We start from the raw sequence: 22767 nt of genomic DNA, 5'->3' as shown, positions 1-22767 counted from the left end.
TCCTAGCGGTAGTCCCGCCCACCGCGTCGCGGTGGGCGGGACGAGCCTGTGAGATCACTCGGGGTCGGCGACCGCGACCAGGGCGGGCCGCAGCAGCCGCTCGCCCAGGGTGTAGCCCCGGCGCATGACCTCGATGCAGGTCGGCTCCGTGACATCGGCGGAGGTCTGGTGCGCGACCGCCTCGTGCCGGTTCGGGTCGAAGGGGTCGCCCTTCTCGCCGAACGCGGTGAGCCCGAGCTTGCCGGTCACCGCGGTGAGCGATTCCGCCACCGAGGCGAACGGTCCGACCAGGTCACCGTGCTCCCGGGCCCGGTCGATGTCGTCGAGCACCGGCAGCAGCGCGGTGAGCACCGCTCCCGTGGTGAGCTCGGCGGCGGCCGCCCGGTCCCGGTCGACCCGCTTGCGGTAGTTGGCGTACTCGGCGGTGATCCGCTGCAGGTCGTGGGTCCGCTCGTCGAGCTCGCCGCGCAGCGCCTCCAGCTCCACACCCAGGGCGGGCGTCTTGGCCTCCTCCTCGACGGTGGTGGCAGCAGCGCCCTCCTCCGGGTCGGCGGCGCGGTGGGCGCCGCCGGAGGTCTTGTCCTGGACCTCGGCGGTGCCCTTCGCCTTCGACTCGGCCTTCGGGTCTATCTTGCGGCGGTCCCGGATGACGACCCGCTCGGTCGCCTGACCGTCGTTCTCGTCGTCCGCGGCAGTCACTTCTTGTCGTCCTCCACGATCTCGGCGTCGACCACGTCGTCGCCGCCCCCGGCCGGGCCGGCGCCGGTCGCGCCCGCCGCGCCGGGACCACCGGTCGCGCCATCGGGCGCCTGGGTGCCGTCCGCGCCGCCGGCGGCGGCCTGCGTGCCGTCACCCTGCGAGTAGAGCAGCGAACCGGCCTCCTGGGAAACCTGCGAGAGCCGCTCGTGCGCCGACTTGATCTTCTCGATATCGGAGCCGCCGAGCGCGCCGCGCAGCTCGCCGAGCGCCTCGTTGATCTTGCTCTTGCTCTCTTCCGGCAGCTTGTCGCCGCTTTCGGCCAAGAACTTCTCGGTCTGCCACTGCAGCTGCTCGGCCAGGTTGCGGGTCTCCGCGTCCTCGCGGCGCTTCTTGTCCTCGTCCGCGTGGTCCTGAGCGTCGCGCATCATGCGCTCGATGTCGTCCTTCGGCAGCGCGGAGCCGCCGGTGATCGTCATCTTCTGCTCCTTGCCCGTGCCCAGGTCCTTGGCGGACACGTGCACGATGCCGTTCGCGTCGATGTCGAAGGAGACCTCGATCTGCGGGACGCCGCGCGGGGCCGGCGCGATGCCGCTGAGCTCGAAGGTGCCGAGCTTCTTGTTGTACGCCGCCATCTCGCGCTCGCCCTGGAAGACCTGGATGAGCACGGAGGGCTGGTTGTCGTCGGCGGTGGTGTAGACCTCGGAGCGGTGCGCCGGGATCGTCGTGTTGCGCTCGACGAGCTTGTGCATGATGCCGCCCTTGGTCTCGATGCCCAGGGACAGCGGGGTGACGTCGAGGAGCAGAACGTCCTTGACCTCGCCCTTGAGCACGCCGGCCTGCAGCGCTGCGCCCACGGCGACGACCTCGTCCGGGTTGACGCCCTTGTTGGGCTCCTTGCCGGTCATGCTCTTGACCAGGTCGGCAACCGCCGGCATACGGGTCGAGCCGCCGACCAGGATGACGTGGTCGACGGCGGAGAGCTTGACGTCGGCGTCCTTGATCGCGGACTCGAACGGGCCCTTGCAGCGGTCGAGCAGGTCCTGCGTCATGCGCTGGAACTCGGCCCGGGACAGCGACATGTCCAGGTGCAGCGGGCCGTCGGGGCCGGCCGTGATGTACGGCAGGTTGATGCTGGTCGTCGTCGCGGCGGACAGCTCGATCTTCGCCTTCTCGGCGGCCTCACGCAGACGCTGCAGGGCCATCTTGTCGGCGCCCAGGTCGATGCCGTGCTCGCCGCGGAAGGTCTTGACCAGGTGGTCGATGATCCGCTGGTCCCAGTCGTCGCCGCCCAGGTGGTTGTCGCCGGAGGTCGACTTGACCTCGATAACGCCGTCGCCGAGCTCGAGCAGCGAGACGTCGAAGGTGCCGCCGCCGAGGTCGAAGACCAGGACGGTCTGCTCCTTGGAGCCCTTGTCCAGGCCGTAGGCGAGGGCCGCGGCGGTGGGCTCGTTGACGATGCGCAGAACGTTCAGTCCCGCGATCTCGCCGGCCTCCTTGGTGGCCTGGCGCTGCGCGTCGTTGAAGTACGCCGGGACGGTGATGACCGCGTCGGTGATCGTCTCACCGAGGTACGCCTCGGAATCGCGCTTGAGCTTCATCAGTACCCGCGCCGAGATCTCCTGCGGCGTGTATTTCTTGCCGTCGATGTCGATCGACCAGTTCGTGCCGACCTCCCGCTTGACCGAGCGAATGGTCCGGTCGGGGTTGGTCACCGCCTGGCGCTTCGCGACCTCGCCCACGAGCACCTCGCCGTTGCGGGCGAAGGCGACGATGGACGGGGTCGTCCGGGAGCCCTCCGCATTGGCGATGACGGTGGGCTCGCCTCCTTCCAGAACGCTGACGCAGGAGTTCGTGGTGCCGAGGTCGATGCCGACCGCACGTGCCATGGTGTTCCTCGCTTCTTACTGAGCTCGGTTCGGTACAAAGGTTGAGTGGAACCGACTCAATGATGCCACGGGCCCGCCACTCGTCAAATCCAAGTTGAGCCAACTCGGCGCAAGTGCGTTCCCCGCCAGCACTTCGGTAGATACCTGTCCGGTCACGGCATACCGGCACCTGTTGTCCTGCATGCATAGATCGGGCACTCTTTACCCGTGACGACGCACGGTGACGCGGTCGGTCCATCGGCCATCGCCGCCGTGGACGCCACAACGCAAGAGCCCGCCGGCTCGGAGGAGAAGGGTCTGACGAGCGCGGTTCCGACCGATGCCGGGAACAACTCTGATCCTACGGAAGCCGTCGTGCCCCGTCAGCCACATCCCGATCCCGAGCCGGACGCGCCGTCGCCGGACGATGCCGCGATCGCGGAGAGTGATCAGGAAACCAAGATCGAGTTACCGGAAACGTCCCCCGAACCGGTCGAACACCAGGCGGTAGCGGTAACGGAAAGTTCACCAGAGCCGCCGCTGGTCGAGCCGCCCCCGGCGGTCGGGCATCTCGCCACCGCGCTGAGCCGGCTGCGCGCGGCGATCGGCGGCGCCTCGTACCCCCTGGTCATGCCGTCCGCCGAAGAGGCCCGCCGGGTCGGCGCCGCGCTGGTCGCCCAGCTCGACGACTACCTGCTGCCCCGCCTGGCCCGGCTCGACGCGCCGTTGCTGGTCGTCGTCGGCGGCTCCACCGGCGCGGGCAAGTCGACCCTGGTCAACAGCCTGGTCCGCACCCCGGTCAGCGCGGCCGGCGTGCTGCGGCCGACCACCCGCTCGCCGGTGCTGGTCAGCAACCCCTCCGACCTGGCCTGGTTCCGCCAGGGTCAGTTGCTGCCGGGCCTGGTGCGCACCCCCGAGTCCAGCGCCGACCCCCGTACGCTGCAGATCGTCTCCGCCCCCGCGCTCGGCGCCGGCCTCGCGTTCCTCGACGCTCCCGACGTCGACTCGGTCGTCGAGGGCAACCGCAAGCTGGCCGCGCAGCTGTTCGCCGCGGCCGACCTCTGGCTGTTCGTGACCACGGCCGCCCGCTACGCCGACAACGTGCCGTGGGAACTGCTGACCACGGCCCGGCTACGCGGCACGGTCATCGCCCTGGTCCTCGACCGGGTCCCGACCGAGGCCGCCGGCGAGGTCACCGCCCACCTTCAGGAAATGCTGGTCGCGCGCAACCTCGGCGCCGCGCCGCTGTTCGTGCTGCCCGAGACGACGCTGGACGGCCAGGGCCTGATCGCCGAGGACGTGATCGGCCCGCTGCACGACTGGTTCGGCCAGCTCGCGGCCGACGCCGGCGCCCGCGCGGCGGTGGTGCGGCAGACCCTCGACGGCGCGCTCGCCGCGCTCGGGCCCGCGGTCGAGGGCCTCGCCGACGCCGCCGACGAGCAGACCGTGGCCACCCGCGCGCTCGACGAACGGGTCACCGTCGCCTACCGCACCGCCCGGCAGACCGTGGTCGAGGGGCTGCGCGACGGCCGGTTGCTGCGCGGCGAGGTGCTGGCCCGCTGGCAGGAATTCGTCGGCACCGGCGAGTTCATGCGCACCCTGGAAAACCGCGTGGGCCTGCTGCGCGACCGCTTCGTCTCGGCGATCACCGGCCGCCCGCTGCCCGGGCGCAACCTCCAGACCGCGCTGGAGTCCCAGCTGGTCACGCTGCTGCGCGGGGTCGCGACCGACGCGGCCGAGCAGGCGTACGCGGCATGGCAGGCGCACCCGGCCGGCGCCGCGCTGCTCGACACCGAGCTCCAGCGCGCCTCCGCCGATCTCCCGCAGCGCGCCGACCGGCTGGTCCGCGACTGGCAGCAGTGGGTGCTCGGCCTGGTCCGCGAGCAGAGCGCCGAGAAGCGGGTGGTGGCGCGGGGCGCGGCGTACGCGGTCAACGGCGCCGGGCTCGCCGTCATGATCGCCGTCTTCACCTCGACGGCGTTCATACCGACCGGGCTCGAGCTGGCGGTCGGCGCCGGCACCACGGTCGCGGCCCAGAAGGTGCTCGAGGCCGTCTTCGGCGACCAGGCCATCCGCGGGCTGGCCAACCGCGCCCGGGAAGATCTGCTGTTCCGGGTCGGCGAGCTGCTCGACGCCGAGGCCGCCCGGTACACCGACCGCACCGCGGCGACCGGGCTCGACACGGCGCCCGCCGCCGACCTGCGCCGGGCCGCGCTCGACGTGGAGGCCGCCCGGCTGGAACTCGCGTTGACGGGGAGCGCGACATGAGCTTGATTGAGAAGGTGCGTGGCGCGCTGACCGGTGCGGACGGCCGGGTCGACTCCGAGGAGCTCGTGCAGCGGCTCGAGTCGCTGGCCAAGTTCCTCCGCTTGGTGGATCCCTATCTTCCCGACGCCGACCTGGTCGCTGCCCACACGCTCGTCGAGCGGGCCGGCAACCGGCTCTCGCTCTCCCGCGACCACACCGTCGTGGCGCTCGCCGGCAGCACCGGCAGCGGCAAGTCGAGCCTGTTCAACGCGCTCGCCCGGCTCAAGCTCTCGCCGGTCGGGGTGCGCCGGCCGACCACCGGCGCCGCGCACGCCTGCGTCTGGGGCCCGCTCGAGCCGGCCAACCAGCTGCTCGACTGGGTCGGGGTGCTGCCACGGCAACGCTTCATCCGCGAGAGCGCCCTCGACGGCGACGACGAGGCCGCCCTGCGCGGGCTGGTGCTGCTCGATCTCCCCGACTTCGACTCGATCGAGCGCAGCCACCGGCTCGAGGTCGACCGGCTGCTCGGCCTGGTCGACCAGGTGGTCTGGGTGGTCGACCCGCAGAAGTACGGCGACCGGATCCTGCACCAGGCCTATCTCTCCCAGTTCCGCGAGCACGCCGGCGTGACGATCGTGGTGCTCAACCAGGCCGACCGGCTGTCCACCCACGACACCGAGGTGGTGCTGGGCGACCTGCGCCGCCTGCTCGAGGAGGACGGCCTCCCCGGCGCGCCGGTGCTGGCCACCTCGGCCAAGCAGCCCGGCATGCTGCACGAGCTGCGCGAGACCCTGGAAAAGACGGTCGCCGACCGGCAGGCCGCGCTGCGCCGCCTCGCGGGCGACCTCCAGGCGGTCAGCGAGCCGCTCACCTCGATGATCGGGCCGCCCGCCGCCGAGGACGAGGTCGATCGAGCCACCGTCCGTCAGCTCTCCGAAGCGCTCTCCTCCTCGGCCGGGGTGAGCGCGGTCGCCGACGCCACCGCGGGCTCCTACCGGCACCGGGCCGCCGCGGCCACCGGCTGGCCCGTCGTCCGCGGGCTGCGCCGCCTGCGGCCCGACCCGCTGCGCCGGCTGCACCTGGCCGAGAAGGCACCGACCGACGCGGTCTCCACCGACGTCGTGCCGCGCACCTCGGTGCCCGAGGCGTCCCCGGCCCAGAAGTCCGCGGTCGGTCTCTCGGTGCGCGCCGTCGCCGCCCGCGCGGCCGCGCCGCTGCCGGCCATGTGGGGTCCCGCGCTGACCAACGCGGCCCGCTCCCGGGTCGACGACCTGCCCGACGCGCTCGACCGCGCGATCGCCAGGACCGACCTCGGCGTCGACCGCACCCCGCTGTGGTGGCGCGGCGTCGGCATCCTGCAGTGGCTGCTGGTGGCGGCCGCGGTGGGCGGGCTGGGCTGGCTGCTCGCCGGCTACGCCGTACGCATGCTCGCCCTTCCCGAGCTGCGCTACCCCAAGGTCGGCGCGGTGCCGGTGCCGACGCTGCTGCTGCTCGGTGGCGTCCTGGCCGGCCTGCTGCTGTGGCTGCTGCTCAAGCCGGTCGTCGACTGGGGCGCCCGCCGGGCCCGCGCCAAGGCCGAGCAGCGGATGCGCGCCTCGGTCACCGAGGTCGCCCGGGAATACGTGGTGGCCCCGGTTCGCGAGGTGCTGAACGCGTACGCCCAGGCGCGCGAAGCGCTCACGACCGTTCGTTCGGAGTAGTCTCCGAGCGTACGTGGACCGGTACGCTCGCGATATGTCGCCATCATCGACCCCGTTCGAGGCGGTTCTGCACGCGGCCCGCGACGTGGCGAAGCTCGACTGCGCGCTGGACGCCGAGATGCTGGGCACCGCCTTGCTCGGCAGCGTCTACTCGATCGCCGAGGCCGATCGGGCCGCGGCGGTGCGCGACTTCGTCGGCGAGTTCCTCTCCGCTACCACCCGCCGGCGCACGGCCTCCGCCACCACCATCCGCGAGGTGTTCGCGTCGCTGGTGCCCGACGCCGCCGGCGCCGCGCAGGTCAGGCGGGGAGCGCAGGCGCCGCCGTGGACGTCCGAGCTGGGCCGGGTACGCCCCACCGGCTGCTACGCGTACGGCGACGTCTACGGCGACCAGACGTCCTATCTGGTCACCTTCGCCTACGAGAGCGAGGACGGCGGCCCCGAGCACGCGGTCGTCGCCCTGGTCGACCACAACATCGGCATCACCAAGGACGTGTTCGTCGGCGCCTCGGCCGAGCGCATCCTCCAGCAGGTGCGCGAGATGTGCGCCGAGGACGAGCTGACCTGGTTCCGCGAGGAAGATCCGGGCCGCGTACGCGACGAGGTCGACCGCCACCTGGCGATCACCGACGGCCTCGGCTCGCTGCCGGCCGACGGCTCGCTCGCCACCGACCGGGCGCTGGCCGCGGCCCGCCTCGCGCTGCTGCCGAGAGCCAGCACCCCGCCGCTCTCCGAGCCGCCCTACCCGAGCAACACCGACCTGTCCCGCGACTTCCTGGCCAGTCCCGAGGCCGCCCAGTTCGGCCTCGACAAGGTGAGCGCCGACGACGAGCTGGCGTCCCTGCACTTCTGCGTCAGCCTGCTGCTCGACCACGCGGCCACGCTGCCCGGCGCCGACCCGCTGCGCTGGAGCCCCGCGGTGGCCGGCCTGTTTCTTCTCGACTGGGTGCACCGCCGCGCGGTGCTCGACATGGACGACGCGGCGATGCTGCCCAGGGTGACCCGGGCGTGGTCGGCCTACACGACGCGGAGGCGACGCCTGCCCGAGGCCGCCGCGATCCAGACCGACGAGCTGGTCGACGAGATGATCCCCGAGTTCGCCCGCCTCTACGCGACCGGCGAGCGCCGCAGCCCGGCCACGGCGGCCGTGGCCCAGCTGATCTCCGAGGGCGTCGACCCCGACGACCACGAGGCGATCGACGCCTGGCTCGACGCCAACCGCCACCGCCTCGACGAGCCGTAAGACGTCACGGGCCTGAGAGATCACGGGCCGCAAAGATCACGAGCTGTACGGGCTCACCAGTGGCCGCTGAGGTCGTCGGTGGGCTCGGCGTGGTGACGGCCCACCCGCGAGCTGCGGCGCTGGGCCGGGGTGTCGTCGGCGTGGTGCTGGCTGCCGGCTCGGTGGCTGCCGCGGTACGGGCGGTCGATCTGGTTGTCCTCGGTGCGCGCCTCGGGGATCAGGCGGCGGGTGTTGATGCCGCTCGGGGAGTAGCTGCGCTCGAGGATGCGGGACGGGCGGATGTTCTGCGGACGTTCGGCCACGGGTGACCTCCGGCTGTGCTCGGACCGGTCGGGCGACCGGTCGTTGTCGGTGGAACGGGCGCATCGACGCTGGTGGTGCCGCGACGACGAGTCGTCGCTATCCGGAATATCCGATAAATCGGGGAGGGCGTCGCCGCCGCTCGCAAAGTCCACCGGATCGAGGGCCGGGGAAGCGGGGTCGAGAGCGCGAGAAGGCGGGGACGAAGCGGGCCGGGCCGACCGCCCGGCCACCGATGGCAAATGCGGAAGAGCGGGCATTCCGGGCAACGCCGGGAAGGCCGCCATCGCCGGCGCGTGTTCCGACGAGCCCGATCGGCCGGGCTTGGCCGACTTGTCAGAACCGGACTTCTTGGATCCGCGGGTCGCGTGCTTCCCGGCGTACGGGAAAGTTTGCTGGGCGGCACGAGACGGCTCGGACCGGACCCGGCGTTTGCCGGCCTCACCGAGAAGCCGGCCCGCCCGCAGCGCCGTCCCCGCGACGCCCGGCGGCAGAAGCGGCGGCGAGGCGCCCACCCGGGAGTCGGGATGCACGGGACCGGGCAACGCCGGCGGCAGGAACGGGACGTCCATGGTGTCGGTGCCGCCGTCGGCGAGCTCGTTGGAGCCCGCGGTGATCGCCGCGAGGGTGGGAACCGACGCCAACCCGACCAGCAGCGCCACGATCAGCACATATCGTCGAGTCGGTCCGGAGAAGCCGGAGTCGGCCCGGTACACCCCGTTCAGCCGCCTCCGCATGACCTTGAGCGGCGGCACGAGGTCGTCGTCTGGCACGGCCGGCCCCCTCCTACGAAAATGATCAACATGGATCGGTCTCGGTCAGAAGGTCGAACGACAGATGCCAGCCGGGGCTGCGGCACATATGGTCCATTCGTACGGTAGTGACCGTACGAAAACCGCTTATTAGGACAAACATGGGCACCGATGTGACGGGGGAATTTCCCGACTGTGATCGACCCGACCTGTAACGGCGCTCACGTTCTCTGTCAGGATGAAGGCGATGGCACCGCAGCCGATCTACTCGCCGGCGGGTGGGGGCCGTCACTCCCCGGCGGGGCCCCGTGCCGCGCCGTACCGCCGCGCGGCAACCTCACCAAGGTCAGGCGCGGCGACCCCAGCGGTTCGCCGCGCGGACGGGCAACACCCGCTGCGGGCGCATAGATGAACAGGGAGACACGGATGGCGAACGACGAACGCGAAGTCGGAGGGGCCGACGCTCCCGCCGGCGGCTTCGTCCAACTGCTGACCCCCGACGGGGAACGCGTCGACAGCGTCACCACGGCGGACGGCACGACGTACACCGTCGACTTCACCGACGAGGAATACCGGGAGCTCTACCGCGACCTGGTGACGGTCCGGCGGCTGGACGCCGAGGCGACCGCCCTGCAACGCCAGGGCGAGCTGGGCATCTGGGCCAGCCTGCTCGGCCAGGAGGCGGCACAGGTCGGCTCGGGCCGCGCGATGCGCCCGCAGGACATGGCGTTCCCCACCTACCGCGAGCACGGCGTGCTCTACACCCGCGGTATCGACCCGATCATGCCGTTCGGCCTGTTCCGCGGCGTCGACCAGGGCGGTTGGGACCCCAACGAGTTCAAGTTCAACACGTACACGATCGTGATCGGCGCGCAGACGCTGCACGCGACCGGCTACGCCATGGGCATCACCATGGACGGCAAGACCGGCAACGCCGACGGTGAGGCGGTCATCGCCTACTTCGGCGACGGCGCGACCAGCCAGGGCGACGTCAACGAGGCGTTCGTCTGGTCCGGCGTGTTCCACGCCCCGATCGTGTTCTTCTGCCAGAACAACCAGTACGCGATCAGCGAGCCGCTCGAGCGCCAGACCCGCATCCCGCTGTACCGCCGCGCGCTCGGCTACGGCTTCCCCGGCGTACGCATCGACGGCAACGACGTGCTGGCCAGCTTCGCGGTCACCCGCGCCGCGCTCGACCAGGCCCGCAACGGCCAGGGCCCGACCCTGATCGAGGCCTACACCTATCGGATGGGCGCGCACACCAGCTCCGACGACCCGACCCGCTACCGCATCGCCAGCGAGGTCGAGTCGTGGAAGGCCCGCGACCCGATCTCCCGGGTGAAGGCGTTCCTCACCAAGCAACAGATCGCCGGCGACGACTTCTTCGGCGACGTCGACGAGGCCGCCAAGAAGCTCGCGCTCGACCTGCGCGAGCGGGTGCTGGCCATGCCCGACCCGCAGCCCGTGACCCTGTTCGACAACGTCTACCCGAATGGTTCGCCCGAGGTCGAGGCCCAGAAGGCCGAGTTCGAGCGGTACCACGCGTCGTTCGAGGGGAGCGCCCAGTAATGACTGAACCCACCCGCGGCGGAAAACCCCAGAAGAAACCCATAGGTGAGACGATCACCCTGGGCAAGGCACTCAACCACGGCCTGCGCCGCGCGCTCGAGGACGACCCGAAGGTCATCATCATGGGCGAGGACGTCGGCAAGCTCGGCGGCGTCTTCCGCATCACCGACGGCCTGCAGAAAGACTTCGGCGAAGACCGCGTCATCGACACCCCGCTCGCCGAGTCGGGCATCGTCGGCACCGCGATCGGCCTGGCCATCCGCGGGTACCGCCCGGTCTGCGAGATCCAGTTCGACGGGTTCGTCTTCCCGGCGTTCAACCAGATCGTCGCCCAGGTCGCGAAGATGTTCTACCGCTCGCTCGGCAACGTGCGGTTGCCGATCGTCATTCGCATCCCGTTCGGCGGGGGCATCGGCGCGGTCGAGCACCACTCCGAGTCGCCCGAGGCGCTGTTCGCGCACATCCCCGGCCTCAAGGTCGTGAGCTGCTCGAACTCCGCGGACGCGTACACGATGATCCGCCAGTCGATCACCTCGGACGACCCGATCGTCTTCTTCGAGCCCAAGCGGCGCTACTGGGAGAAGGGCGAGGTCGACCTCGACGCCCCGCTCGCGAACGCCTTCCCGCTGCACTCGGCGCGGGTGGCCAAGCCCGGCGCGGACGCGACGCTGCTCGCGTACGGCCCGATGGTGCGCACCTGCCTCGACGCGGCCATCGCGGCCGCCGAGGACGGGCGCAACCTCGAGGTCATCGACCTGCGATCGCTCTCCCCGCTCGACATGGGCACGGTCTACGAGTCGGTGAAGCGCACCGGCCGGGCCGTCGTCGTGCACGAGGCGCCGGGCAACCTCGGCCTGGGCGCCGAGCTCGCGGCGCGGATCACCGAGGAGTGCTTCTACTCCCTGGAGGCGCCGGTGCTGCGGGTGACCGGCTACGACGTTCCCTACCCGGCCGCGCGGGTCGAGGAGGAGTACCTCCCCGATCTCGACCGGGTGCTGGACGCCGTCGACCGCTCGTTCGGCTGGTGACGGCGATGTCGCGGATCAAGGAGTTCACCCTGCCCGACCTCGGCGAGGGCCTGACCGAGGGAGAGATCCTCTCCTGGCTGGTCAAGGTGGGCGACACGATCGAGCTCAACCAGCCGATCGTCGAGGTCGAGACGGCGAAGGCCGCCGTCGAGATCCCGGCGAAGTGGGCCGGCGTCGTGACCAAGATCTTCCACGAGGCGGGCACGACGGTCGAGGTGGGCGCGCCCATCGTCGCCATCGACACCGATCCGGGCGCCGGAGACCTTCCGGTGCCGTCGGCGGAGTCGCTTGCGGCGGTGGAGATCGCTCCGGCCGAGGGCTCGGTCGAGCCGGGTCTCATCGGTGGTCCGGCTCCGGGCGGCCGCACGGCCGTCCTGGTGGGTTACGGCCCGAAAAACACAGCGGCAAAACGCAGACCCCGATTGGGTACGCCTTCAGCACCGTCCCCCGCCGAGCCGGTCAGTCCCCCGCCTGCGGCGGCTGTCGCCGACCCCGTGGCCGTGACCGAAGCGCGCCAGAATGCCCCGGTCCTGGCCAAGCCCCCGGTGCGCAAACTGGCCCGCGACCTGGGCGTCGACCTGGCCACGATCGCCGGTTCGGGCCCGGCGGGCTCGGTGACGCGCGACGACGTACACCAGGCGGCTTCGCAGCCTTCAGACTCGGCAGCCGCCCCGGCTGCTGCGGCGGTTTTTGACGCTTCTCGCGAGCAGCGCATCCCGGTCAAGGGAGTCCGCAAGCTGACCGCCGAGAACATGGTGGCCTCGGCGTTCACCGCGCCACACGTCACCGAGTTCCTCACGGTCGACGTCACCCGCACGATGAAGGCGCTCGACAAGATCAAGTCCAGCCGCGACTTCCGCGACGTGCGGGTCTCGCCGCTGCTGCTGGTGGCCAAGGCCGTGCTGCTCGCGGTCAAGCGCCACCCGATGGTCAACTCGAGCTGGTCGGGCGATACCGGCGAGATCGTGGTGAAGGAGTACGTGAACCTCGGCATCGCCGCGGCGACCGAGCGGGGTCTCATCGTTCCCAACATCAAGGACGCCGGACGTCTCACGCTGCGGGAGCTGGCCGAGGCGCTGAACACACTTGTCCAGGTGGCGAAGTCGGGCAAGACGCCGCCCGCCGACATGGCCGGCGGCACCCTCTCGATCACCAACGTCGGCGTGTTCGGGGTCGACACGGGCACCCCGATCCTGCCGCCGGGCGAGTCGGCGATCCTGGCGTTCGGCGCGGTCAAGCCCATGCCGTGGGTGCACAAAGACAAGATCAAGATCCGTCAGGTGACCACGCTGGGGCTCTCGTTCGACCACCGGATCATCGATGGCGAGCTGGGCTCGAAGTTCCTCCGGGACATCGGCGAGTTCCTCACCGACCCGGAGGCGGCGCTACTCTCGTGGACGTAGGCAAGCCAGAGAAACTTAGGCAACCGATTATTCCGACCTTCGATCGTTAGGCAGGTGCTCACCGTCACCCCCTAAATCGTTGGCAGCTCTGGTCGAGGTGAGTCACAATGGAGTTGCCTCGAACAGAGCATCAAACGTTTTGGCCCCACGAGGGCCGAAGGGGAAGTGACCAGCACCATGAGCATCGTCGACCGGGTCCGTCAGCGCCGGATGATCAACCGCGAGAACCGTGCCATCGACCGGGCGTGGCAGTCCGCGCCGAGCCAGGCCATGCGCGACGAGATCGCCATCTTCGCCCAGCGCAAGACCTTCTGATAACCGCATCGCGAAAGGCCCGTCCGGAGTCCTCCGGGCGGGCCTTTTCTTCTCTGAAGTCTCCCTTAAAGATCCGCTGGCCGTCCCCTTCCGGGCGTACACCGGGATTCCTCCTGCCGCCCCGGCCCGGTACGGTTGGGCACGGTTCCCACGCCGGCTAGGCCGGTCGGCACGGAGACCGGGGCCTTCGAGGCGCGCCCCGCGCCGGCGGGTCCCGCACGGCCTGGCCTCAGAGCTGGGCACGGCGCGCCGGTGCAATTCGCCGGTGAGTCGCGTCCGTGCAAAGCTGGCACGGCCGCATTGACGAGGAGGCGCTCATGACGTCCGAGGGGCAGTACGCCGGTACTCAACCGGCCGAGGCCACGTCGGGCGGTTCAACGTCGGACGACTTCCCGCCGGACGCTGACGGCCGCCGAGCCGCCGGCCGAGTCTCCGCTCCGCCGCCCACCGACGGTTTCCCCAGCTCGTACGCACCACCACCGCAGGCCACACCGAACGGCGGCTCGCCGTTCGTGGTGCCCGCGGTCCGCACCTTCGGCTCCGGGTCCGACGCGGCCCGGCCCGCGACCCCGAGCGGCACGTCCTACGGGTCGGCCCGGGTCCCCGCACCCGAGGGTGACAACTCGCTGCCGCAGCGTGGCGCCGCCTCGCCGTACGGCTCGGTCTCGCCAGGCGCGGCCGCTTCCTCCTACGGCGTCGCGACGCCGAACGGTGCTTCCTCCCCGTTTGCCCCGCCCGCCGCTGCGGCGCCCTTCGAGCAGCCGCCGGCCGCGGGCGCCCCGCTCGGCCAGCCCCCCGCTCAGTCGGGCTCCCCGTTCGGCCAGCCGCCTGCGCAGTCGGGCTCCCCGTTCGGCCAGCCGCCTGCGCAGTCGGGCCCGCCGTTCGGCCAGCCGCCCGCGCAGTCGGCCTCCCCGCTCGGCCAGCCCCCCGCGCAGTCGGGCTCCCCGCTCGGCCAGCCGCCCGGCCCGACGGGCTCCTCGTTCGTGCCGGCCTCCGGCAACGCCCCCGAGCCGCCGCGCTCGGCGTGGGCGCCACAACAGGCGCCGGCCGACGGCGACAACCCCATCCCGCTGCCGCAGCGCACCCCGGCCTCGGTCGACCCGGGCACGATCGGCGAGTTCGACGGCTTCGCGGCCGGCACTCCCGGCCGCGGCACTTTGCCCGAGCCGGCCCCGGCCTCCGAGGTCGGCCCGGCCACCGGCCGCCCGCCCGGCGTCTCCGCCTTCGGCGCCCAGCGCGTCCGCGTGCCCGGCGCCACCCTCGGCGACTTGCCCGACGCCCCACGGTCGGCGCGCACCCCCAGCGGCGACTTCCCGCTGCGCGGCGACGCCGCCCCCGCTGCTTCCGGCCCCGCCGGTCCTGGCTTCTCTGCTTCCGGCCCCGCCGGTCCTGGCTTCTCTGCTTCCGGCCCCGCCGGTCCTGGCTTCTCTGCTTCCGGCCCCGCCGGTCATGACCTCGCCGGTCCCGGCCCCGCTGGTTCGGGCCTCGCCGGCGCCGGTCTCGCGGGTTCCGGCCCCGGTCTCGCTGGTTCCGGTCTCGCTGGTTCCGACCTCGCCGGTTCTGCTTCCGATGAGGGGCCTGGTGCCGAGGGTGGCTTCCCGCTTCGCTCGGGCGGCGCGGCGTTCCCGACCCGCCGGGGCGAGAGCGGCGGCTTCCCGCTGCGCGGCGCGGCCACGATCCCGCCGGTCCCCCCGGCCGAACCCACGTCGGAACCGGCCACCCAGCCGTCCGCGCCCGTCACCGATCTGCCGATCCGCAGCCAGCAGGCGCCGTTCGGTCCGCCGTCCGGCGCGGGACAGCCCGACGGATCGTTCAGCGCGTTCGGCCCCTCGTCGGCCGCCGCTTCCGCTTCCTTCGACGAGCCGAACCCATACGGCCGCCCCGCCGGTCTCTCTTCCAAGGACGAGCCACTGTCCGATCCGTTCGGCCGCCGGCCCAGCGCCGACCAGCAGCCACCCGCCCGCCCGGCCGCGTCCGGTCTGCCCGCCGAATCGGGTCTACCGGCCGCCGGCCTATCCGACTCCGGTCTATCTGCCTCCGAGGGTCTGCCCGACCCGTTCGGCCGTACCGCCCCCGGCGATCAGCCATCGTTCGGCGCGGTGAGCGCGTCCGCCGACGACCAGCCGTACGGCTCCGCCCGCCCGGCCCCTCCGGCCGCCGGCACCTACGGCTCGGCCAGGCCCGCCGACTCGTTCGGCGACACCGATGCCCCGCCGTTCTCCCGCACTTCCGAGCCCGACTCGGGCGGGTTCGGTACCGCACAGCCGGCGGCATTCGACGAGACCTACGGTGCCCGGCCTGCGGCGCCGTTTGGCGAGCGCCCCTCCTCGGGAGCGCCCAGCGCTTTCGGCGACCGTCCCGCTTCCGGCACTCCGGCCTCCGGCGCCGCCGCGGCGTTCGTCGACCGCCCGGCTTCCGGCGCAGCCGCAGCATTCGACGACCGCCCGGCCTCAGGCCCGGCTCGGGAATTCGGCGACCGCCCGGCCTTCGGTGCGGCCGCAGCATTCGGCGATCGACCCGCCTCCGGCGCGCCCGCCACGTTCGGCGACCGCCCGGCTTCCGGGGGCCCGTCGGCCCTCGGCGACCGACCGGGCTCCGGCGACGATCGGCCGATCTCCCCGTTCGGCGAGCGCCCGGCCTCCGGAGCTCCCGCGACCTACGGCGACCGCCCTGCCTCTCCCTTCGGCGAGCGACCCGGCACCACCGACGACCGGCCCGCGTCCCCGTTCGGCGAGCGACCCGGCACCACCGACGACCGGCCCGCGTCCCCGTTCGGCGAGCGACCCGGAACCACCGACGACCGATCGGCCTCCCCGTTCGGCGAGCGACCCGGCACCACCGACGACCGATCGGCCTCCCCGTTCGGCGAGCGACCCGGCACCACCGACGACCGACCGGCCTCCCCCTACGGCGAGCGCCCGGCCTCCGGCGCCTCGGCGGTCTTCGGCGAGCGGCCCTTCGGCAACGAGCCCGCGCCGTTCCCGCCGCCCTCGGCCAATGGCGGCGGCGATCAGTACGGCGGCGCTCCCTCCGGCGGCGGCCAGGACGACCACTCGCTCTACCGTCGCCCCGACTCACCGGTCGACCCCGACCGTGGCAGCGGCGGCTACCCCCAGCGGGTGCCCGGCGCCGCGCTCGGCGCCGCCGCCGGCGCGCCGGTTGTGGCCGAGAGCCGCAACGGCTCGGTGCCGGCCCCGCGCGACCCTTCCGAGCACCAGAGCGCGGTCGGCTCGGCCCGCCCGGTCACCGCGAGCGCGTCGGTGCCCTCGGCCAGCCGGGTGGCGCCCGTCGACCCCGCCGAGCTTCCGCCACCGGCCGCTGCACCGCAGGCCCGCGTATACGGCCGTCCCGCGGCCCCGGCCGAGCCCGAGGACGACCAACCCTCCGGCGACGTGGCGGAGGCGCCCGGCGGGTACGGCTCTCCCGCGTACCCGCAAACCACGGGTGACCACAACGGACCCGGCGGCGAGCCGGGCGCTCCGGGCATCGCCCCGCAGTCGCCGGCCCGCGCCACCGCCCGGGCATCGGCGAGCGCCCGCGTATCCCCGCCCGCGCCTGCCTCGCCCGCGAACCCGCCGTTCACCGACTTCACCAACCCCGGCGCCGGCCCGCCCGAGCAGCCTCCGTTCGGCGGGGAGCAGCCGCGCAACCTGCCGCCGTTCGGCGATTTCACGAACCCGGCGGCGCCGCAGCCGCAGTACGGCGACTTCACCAACCCGCCGGCCCAGCAGCCGCCGTTCGGTGACTTCACCAACCCGGGTGCGCCGCAGCCGCAGTACGGCGACTTCACCAACCCGGGTGCGCCCCAGCAGCCCTTCGGTGACTTCACGAACCCCGGCGCGCCGCAACAGCCGCCGCAGCCGCAGTACGGCGACTTCGGCAACCCGGCACCGAACCCCTACGCGCCCGAGCAGTACAGCGAGCTCACCACCGACATCGCCGGCCGGGAGAACCCCTACGGCCCGCCGCAATACCCGCCGCCGGGGGCAGGCACGCCCGAGATCTCGGACGCGTTCAGCCGCGCCACGGTGACCCCGCCGAGCCCGGACGACACGACCAACTGGCCAGGTCGCGCCGAGCAGGGCCGTTTCGACCAGTTCAAGCCGGGCGGCGAGGCGCCGGCGAAGCCCGAGACGCCGCGCGTACGGATGTTCCCGATTCTGATCGCGGTGGTGGTCGGCGCGGTGCTGCTGCTCGGTCTCGCGCTGGGCGTCGTCTACCTGGTTGCCGGCGACAAGAGCAAGGCGATCAGCGTGAGCGCCGGCGAGTGCGTGAAGCGCGACGGCGACGCCGCGGTGAAGGCCGACTGCGGCGACGCCCAGTCGTTCCAGGTCGTGTCGATCGTCGACGACGTGTCCAAGTGCGAGGACCCGAAGCAGCCGTACGTGGTGAACCCGACCGACAACGGCAAGAACCAGGTGCTCTGCCTCAAGCCGCACAGCTGATGTCATCCTGACCACCATCGTGCCGGCCCGGCCTCCGGGTGCGGCACGATGGTGCGATGACTGCGCGCGTACGGGCACCCGAGCTGCGGGGCCATGGCTGGCTGAACACCGGTGGCAAAGACCTCACCCTGTCCGGCCTGCGCGGCAAGATCGTCCTGCTCGACTTCTGGACCTACGGCTGCATCAACTGCCTGCACGTCCTCGACGAGTTGCGCCCGCTCGAGCAGAAGTACGGCGACGCCCTCGTGATCATCGGCGTGCACTCGCCCAAGTTCGTGCACGAGCAGAACCACGAGGCGCTGGCCGCCGCGGTCGAGCGCTACGGCGTGCGCCACCCGGTCATCGACGACGCCGACATGCACCTCTGGCGGCAGTACGCGGCGAAGGCCTGGCCCACGCTCGCGGTGATCGACCCGACTGGCTACCTGGTCGCGTCGATGGCCGGCGAGGGCCACGCCGAGGGTCTGTCCCGGCTGGTCGACGAGCTGATCGCGAAGCACGCCGCGGACGGCACGCTGCACCGCGGCAACGGCCCGTATGTCCCGCCCGCCCCCGCCGACACCCTGCTGCGCTTCCCCGGCAAGGCGGTCGAGCTGCCCGGCGGCAACCTGCTGGTCTCCGACTCGGCCCGCCACTCGATCGTCGAGCTGACCCCCGACGGCGAGACCATCGTGCGCCGCTACGGCAGTGGCGAGCGCGGCGCCCCGTTCAGCGAGCCGCAGGGCCTGCTCCTGTTGCCGCCGGCGGTCGCCGCCGAGGTCGGCTACGACGTCGTGGTGGCCGACACGGTCAACCACCAGCTGCGCGGCCTGACGCTCGGCTCCGGCGAGATCACCCTGGTGGCCGGCTCCGGCCGGCCGTGGCGCTCGGCGGTCGAGGGCACGCAGCCGGCACTGGCGGCCGACCTTTCCTCGCCGTGGGATGTGGCCTGGTACGACGGCAAGGTCATCGTCGCGATGGCCGGCATCCACGAGCTGTGGTGGTTCGATCCGACGGCGGGAACGGTTGGCGTCTACGCCGGCACGACCGTCGAGTCGCTGCGTGACGGCCCGATCCCCGACGTGTGGATGGCTCAGCCGTCCGGCCTGTCGGTGGGCGGCGATCGCCTGTGGATCGCCGACAGCGAGACGTCGGCGCTGCGCTACATCGAGGCCGGCGTGCTGCACACCGCGGTGGGCCAGGGCCTGTTCGACTTCGGCCACGTCGACGGCCCGGCCAAGGAGGCCCTGTTCCAGCACCCGCTGGGCGTGGCGGCCCTGCCCGATGGCTCGGTGCTGGTCGCCGACACGTACAACGGCGCGGTCCGCCGCTACGACCCGGCGACCGACTCGGTGTCAACAGTGGATTCCGGGCTGGCCGAGCCCAGCGATGTGCTGGTCACCGCCTCGGGCGAGGTGTTCGTCGTCGAGTCGGCGGGCCACCGCCTCACCCGCCTGGCTCCCGGCATCGTGAAGACGGTCACCGGCGAGCGCCACAAGACCGAGCGCCCGCCGTCCGAGATCGCCTCCGGCCCGCTCACACTGGACGTCATCTTCACCCCGGCGCCCGGCCAGAAGCTCGACGCCCAGTTCGGCCCGTCGACGCGCCTGGAGGTGTCGGCCGCGCCACCGGAGCTCCTCCTGGAGGGCGCCGGCGTGACCACCGACCTGTCCCGCCCGCTGGTGATCAACCCGGCGGTCCCGAAGGGCATCCTGCAGGTGATCGCGCAGGCCGCGACGTGCGACGTCGACGAGGAGTTCCCCGCCTGCCACCTGACCCGCCAGGATTGGGGAGTGCCGGTCGTGGTCACACCCGACGGGCCGTCGCGCCTTCCCCTGATCCTCCGCGGAATGGACGAGGGCTAGTCACCGACAGATCGGCGGCGACCAAGCCAGCACGGACACTCCGGGCCAGTTCCGCCGCGCCGGGCGTGTCCCCATGCACGCAGATCGACTCGACCGCGCAGGGGACGAGCGACCCGTCCGGGGTCTCGACGACGCCCTCGACGGCCATCCGCACCGCCCGGGCGACCACCGCGTCCGGGTCGTGGATCACCGCGCCTTCGGCCGAGCGCGGCACGAGCGTTCCGTCCGCTCGGTAGCCCCGATCGGCAAAGCCCTCCCCGACCACGGTCAGTCCCGCCGCCGATGCCATCCGGGCGAGCACCGACCCCGGCTGGCACAGCACCGGCAGCCCCGCGTCATAGGCCCGCACCGCCGCGACCACCGCCGACGCCTGCCCCTCGTCGACGGCCGCCGTGTTGTAGAGCGCACCATGCGGCTTCAGGTAGGCGACACGCCCGCCCGCCACACGGCAAAACCCCTCCAACGCTCCAATTTGGTACAAAACATCGTCACGAAGCTCATCGAGGTCGTAGTCGATCCGCCGCCGCCCAAACCCCGCCAGATCGCGATAGCCGACCTGCGCGCCCACCGCCACCCCGCGCGACACCGCGGCGCGACAGATCCGATGCATGGTGGCCGGATCGCCCGCATGGAACCCGCAGGCCACGTTGGCCGAGGTCACGATGTCGAGCAGGGCCTCGTCGTCGCCGAGCGTCCACCGGCCGAAGCCCTCGCCGAGGTCCGCGTTCAGGTCAATCGATCGCACGAAAACGCACCGTAGTCCCCGGCCGTGCCTGCGCCAGCGGCGTCACGTCCTCGACCACCCCGATCACCGGATAGCCACCGGTCGTCGGATGGTCGGCCAGAAAGATCAGCGGCTGCCCGTCGGCCGGCACCTGCACCGCACCCAGCACCACGCCTTCCGAGGGCAATTCGCCGGCCTGGGTGCGGGTCAAGGCGCTGCCGGCCAGCCGGCATCCGACGCGGTTGCTCAACGGCGTGATCGTGTACGGCGACCCGAACAGCTCCCCCGCCACGAACCAGTCATCCCGCGGCCCGAGCCGCACCCCCAGCGCCAACTCGCCACCGCCCGGAACACCGAAGCCCACCGCCCCTGTGGACAACGCCGGAAAACTGTCAGACCCCGATGCTTCACTTGGCCCCACCCAACCGGGCGGGGGCGGTTCGTGGCGGCGGCGATCAGCAACAAGATCATTGCCGATGGGTAGCGTCATGCCGTCGGTGAGCTTCGGCGGGCCCAGTCCCGAGAGCGTGTCGGTCGAGCGGCTGCCCAGCACCGGCTCGACGTCGATGCCGCCGGCCACCGCCACGTACGAGCGCACCCCTCGCTTGGCCCGCCCGATGTCGAGCACCGCCCCCGCCGCGACCTCGATCGCCGACGCGGCCGCGACCGGTTGCTTGTCGACCCACACCACCGCCTCGGCCCCCGCGACCGCCACCACGGCCGCGACCTCGAACCGCAGGGCACACCCCATCAAGGTCGTCTCCAGGCCGGCGGCCTCGACCGGGTTCCCCACCAGGACGTTGGCCCGCCGCAACGCCGGAGCGTCGAGCGCGCCGGAGCGCGGCACTCCCAGGTGGGCGTATCCGGTTCGGCCGAGATCCTGCACCGTGGTCAACGGGCCCGCCCGCATCACCGTGATCACGTCGGCGCGAGGCGTACGCGCGCCCCGGGCGTGAGAAGGGCCGGCTGCTCACGCCGTACGTCGAAAAGCTTTAGATCGGTGCGACCCACCAGCCGCCACCCGCCCGGTGAGGGTGACGGATAAATCCCGAGATAGTTGCCGGCGAGGCCGACCGAGCCTGCCGGAACGCGAGGCCGCGGAGCGGCGAGCCGTGGCACCGACCACTCCTCCGGAAGCCCTCGCATATAGGCGAAACCCGGCGCAAAGCCGCAGAACGCCACCCGAAACGGGGTCGACGTCAGCCGCCTCACCGCCGCCGACGGTGACACATTCCACCGCGAAGCGACGTCCGCGAGGTCCTCGCCGTCGAACGTGGTCGGAATCTCGATCTGCGGTCCCTCCTCCGCCGAGACTGCCGGCGGCGGAGGCAGCTCGGCCAGCATCGACGCTGTCGACGAAATCACACCATCGAGCAGGATCGTCGTCGCGCCCGGCACGATCTCGGCGAACCGCAGCTCACCGGCCTCCCGGCGGCGCCACAGGTCGGCACGCCACGCCTCCACCTCGTCACCGTCGCGACACTCGATCAGCAGCGCGGAGCCACCGACGGGCCTTACCCTCATGAACAGCATCTTGCCGGATGCACCGGGGTGAGCGGCTTCACTACTTGCCAGTAACTTACGGTGCCGTAACCTGGGAGGCGTGACGACTACCGCCCCGTTCCGGATGAAGCCGACCGATCTCGGCAAGCCACGCCTGCGCGGCCGCCTTCACCAGTACGCGTTCTTCGTCGCCCTGGTCGGCGGCATCGTGCTCTGCTCGATCGCCCTCAGCCGCCCCGGCGTCGCCCCCTTTCTGAGCTGCCTCATCTACAGCGCCACCGTGTGCGGCCTGTTCGGGATCAGCGCGCTCTACCACCGGCGGGTGTGGAGCGAACGCGGTTACCAGATCATGCGCCGCATGGATCATTCGATGATCTTCATCTTCATCGCGGGCACCTACACACCCTTTTGCGTGCAGTTGCTCACGCCCGGCAAGGCCACGCTGATGCTGAGCCTGATCTGGGGCGGCGCGATCGGCGGCGTGGCGCTCAAAGCGGTCTGGCCGCACCTGCCGCGCTGGGTCGGCGCGCCGCTGTACGTGGCGCTGGGCTGGGCCGCGATCGCCATCCTGCCCGACGTGCTGCACAAGGGCGGCGTGGCCTGCCTGGTACTGCTGACCCTGGGTGGCGTGATCTACACGGTCGGGGCCGTCTTCTACGCACTGCGCCGGCCGAACCCGTGGCCGAACGTCTTCGGGCACCACGAGTTCTTCCACGCCTGCACGCTGGTGGCGGCCATTTGCCACCACATAGCGGTGTATTTCGCCCTTTACGCCTGAGCCTCGTCGTACAGCGAACGGGCCGCCTGCACGTCCTCGATGTGCGCCTCGGCCCACTTCTCCAGGCCCTCGACCAGCCCGTACAGGCTCTGACCCAGCTCGGTGAGCGCGTAGTCGACCCGCGGCGGGACGACCGGATGAACCGTACGCGTGATGAGCCCGTCCCGCTCGAGGCCGCGCAACGTCTGGGTGAGCATCTTGGGGCTCACGCCCTGGATGCGCTTGGCCAGCTCGGTGTACCGGTGCATGCCGTCGGCGAGCATCACCACGACCAGCACACTCCAGGTGTCGCCGATGCGGTCGAGGATCTGCCGGCTCGGGCAGTCGGCGGCGTAAGCATTGGGCTGCATCC

General features: G+C 72.0%; 17 protein-coding genes. 10 read left to right on the top strand and 7 right to left on the bottom strand.

Features of this window, described 5'->3' with window-relative positions; translation table 11 throughout:
* Positions 1-54: 54 nt before the first annotated feature.
* Positions 55-699: a nucleotide exchange factor GrpE gene (gene grpE, locus ACIA5D_RS24980; protein WP_396032561.1), complete on the bottom strand. Its 645-nt coding sequence runs from the start codon at positions 697-699 to the stop codon at positions 55-57.
* A complete protein-coding gene (gene dnaK, locus ACIA5D_RS24975) occupies positions 696-2585 on the bottom strand; it encodes a molecular chaperone DnaK (RefSeq protein ID WP_396032560.1) in 1890 nt (629 codons plus the stop codon). The genes grpE and dnaK overlap by 4 nt, the downstream gene beginning before the upstream one ends.
* 354 nt (positions 2586-2939) lie before the next feature.
* Here dnaK and ACIA5D_RS24970 point away from each other — a divergent pair, with 354 nt between their 5' ends.
* The 3 genes from ACIA5D_RS24970 to ACIA5D_RS24960 are packed head-to-tail and all read left to right on the top strand — an operon-like array spanning position 2940 to position 7754.
* The gene (locus ACIA5D_RS24970; RefSeq protein ID WP_396032559.1) at positions 2940-4832 is read left to right on the top strand and encodes an ABC transporter; all 1893 of its coding nucleotides are present in this window, start codon (positions 2940-2942) and stop codon (positions 4830-4832) included.
* On the top strand, positions 4829-6511 hold the full coding sequence (locus ACIA5D_RS24965; protein ID WP_396032558.1) for a GTPase family protein: 1683 nt from the start codon (positions 4829-4831) through the stop codon (positions 6509-6511). Before ACIA5D_RS24970 ends, ACIA5D_RS24965 begins: the two co-directional genes overlap by 4 nt.
* A 34-nt stretch (positions 6512-6545) precedes the next feature.
* On the top strand, positions 6546-7754 hold the full coding sequence (locus ACIA5D_RS24960; RefSeq protein ID WP_396032557.1) for a hypothetical protein: 1209 nt from the start codon (positions 6546-6548) through the stop codon (positions 7752-7754).
* Positions 7755-7807: 53 nt separating this feature from the next.
* Here the strand turns inward: ACIA5D_RS24960 and ACIA5D_RS24955 are convergent, their stop codons facing one another.
* Positions 7808-8827 carry a hypothetical protein gene (locus tag ACIA5D_RS24955; RefSeq protein ID WP_396032556.1) on the bottom strand — a complete coding sequence of 340 codons (1020 nt, stop codon included), beginning with the start codon at positions 8825-8827 and terminating at the stop codon, positions 7808-7810.
* A gap of 405 nt (positions 8828-9232) precedes the next feature.
* Between ACIA5D_RS24955 and pdhA the strand changes: the two genes are divergently transcribed.
* The 6 genes from pdhA (at position 9233) to ACIA5D_RS24925 (ending at position 19410) form a co-directional block, all read left to right on the top strand.
* Positions 9233-10375: a pyruvate dehydrogenase (acetyl-transferring) E1 component subunit alpha gene (gene pdhA / locus ACIA5D_RS24950; RefSeq protein WP_396032555.1), complete on the top strand. Its 1143-nt coding sequence runs from the start codon at positions 9233-9235 to the stop codon at positions 10373-10375.
* Positions 10375-11403 (top strand): alpha-ketoacid dehydrogenase subunit beta, encoded by a 1029-nt coding sequence (locus ACIA5D_RS24945; protein WP_396032554.1) that lies wholly within the window; start codon positions 10375-10377, stop codon positions 11401-11403. The genes pdhA and ACIA5D_RS24945 overlap by 1 nt, the downstream gene beginning before the upstream one ends.
* 5 nt (positions 11404-11408) lie before the next feature.
* Positions 11409-12806, top strand: a complete 1398-nt coding sequence (locus ACIA5D_RS24940; RefSeq protein WP_396032553.1) for a dihydrolipoamide acetyltransferase family protein — start codon at positions 11409-11411, stop codon at positions 12804-12806.
* Between the two features lie 165 nt (positions 12807-12971).
* A complete protein-coding gene (locus ACIA5D_RS24935) occupies positions 12972-13121 on the top strand; it encodes a hypothetical protein (protein ID WP_396032552.1) in 150 nt (49 codons plus the stop codon).
* A 317-nt stretch (positions 13122-13438) separates the two neighbouring features.
* On the top strand, positions 13439-17566 hold the full coding sequence (locus ACIA5D_RS24930) for a hypothetical protein (protein ID WP_396032551.1): 4128 nt from the start codon (positions 13439-13441) through the stop codon (positions 17564-17566).
* A 56-nt stretch (positions 17567-17622) separates the two neighbouring features.
* A complete protein-coding gene (locus ACIA5D_RS24925; protein WP_396032550.1) occupies positions 17623-19410 on the top strand; it encodes an NHL domain-containing thioredoxin family protein in 1788 nt (595 codons plus the stop codon).
* Here ACIA5D_RS24925 and ACIA5D_RS24920 read toward each other — a convergent pair.
* From ACIA5D_RS24920 to ACIA5D_RS24910, 3 genes are read right to left on the bottom strand one after another with little or no spacing between them, the layout of a single operon-like run.
* A complete protein-coding gene (locus ACIA5D_RS24920; protein ID WP_396032638.1) occupies positions 19352-20146 on the bottom strand; it encodes a LamB/YcsF family protein in 795 nt (264 codons plus the stop codon). The two genes, ACIA5D_RS24925 and ACIA5D_RS24920, sit on opposite strands and share 59 nt — an antisense overlap.
* Positions 20142-21044: a biotin-dependent carboxyltransferase family protein gene (locus ACIA5D_RS24915; protein WP_396032637.1), complete on the bottom strand. Its 903-nt coding sequence runs from the start codon at positions 21042-21044 to the stop codon at positions 20142-20144. Before ACIA5D_RS24915 ends, ACIA5D_RS24920 begins: the two co-directional genes overlap by 5 nt.
* Before the next feature lie 8 nt (positions 21045-21052).
* Positions 21053-21658 (bottom strand): allophanate hydrolase subunit 1, encoded by a 606-nt coding sequence (locus tag ACIA5D_RS24910; protein ID WP_396032549.1) that lies wholly within the window; start codon positions 21656-21658, stop codon positions 21053-21055.
* Between the two features lie 79 nt (positions 21659-21737).
* Between ACIA5D_RS24910 and ACIA5D_RS24905 the strand changes: the two genes are divergently transcribed.
* Complete coding sequence (locus ACIA5D_RS24905; protein WP_396032548.1) at positions 21738-22415, top strand: hemolysin III family protein; 678 nt, start codon at positions 21738-21740, stop codon at positions 22413-22415.
* Here the strand turns inward: ACIA5D_RS24905 and ACIA5D_RS24900 are convergent.
* Entirely contained in the window at positions 22406-22765 is a 360-nt protein-coding gene (locus ACIA5D_RS24900; protein ID WP_396032547.1) for a winged helix-turn-helix transcriptional regulator, read from the bottom strand. The two genes, ACIA5D_RS24905 and ACIA5D_RS24900, sit on opposite strands and share 10 nt — an antisense overlap.
* Positions 22766-22767 lie beyond the last annotated feature (2 nt).

Source organism: Actinoplanes sp. NPDC051513 (assembly GCF_044454685.1).
Classification (GTDB): Bacteria; Actinomycetota; Actinomycetes; order Mycobacteriales; family Micromonosporaceae; genus Actinoplanes.
Note: the sequence above shows the minus strand (reverse complement) of the source record. Positions and strands in the feature narration are given on the sequence as shown.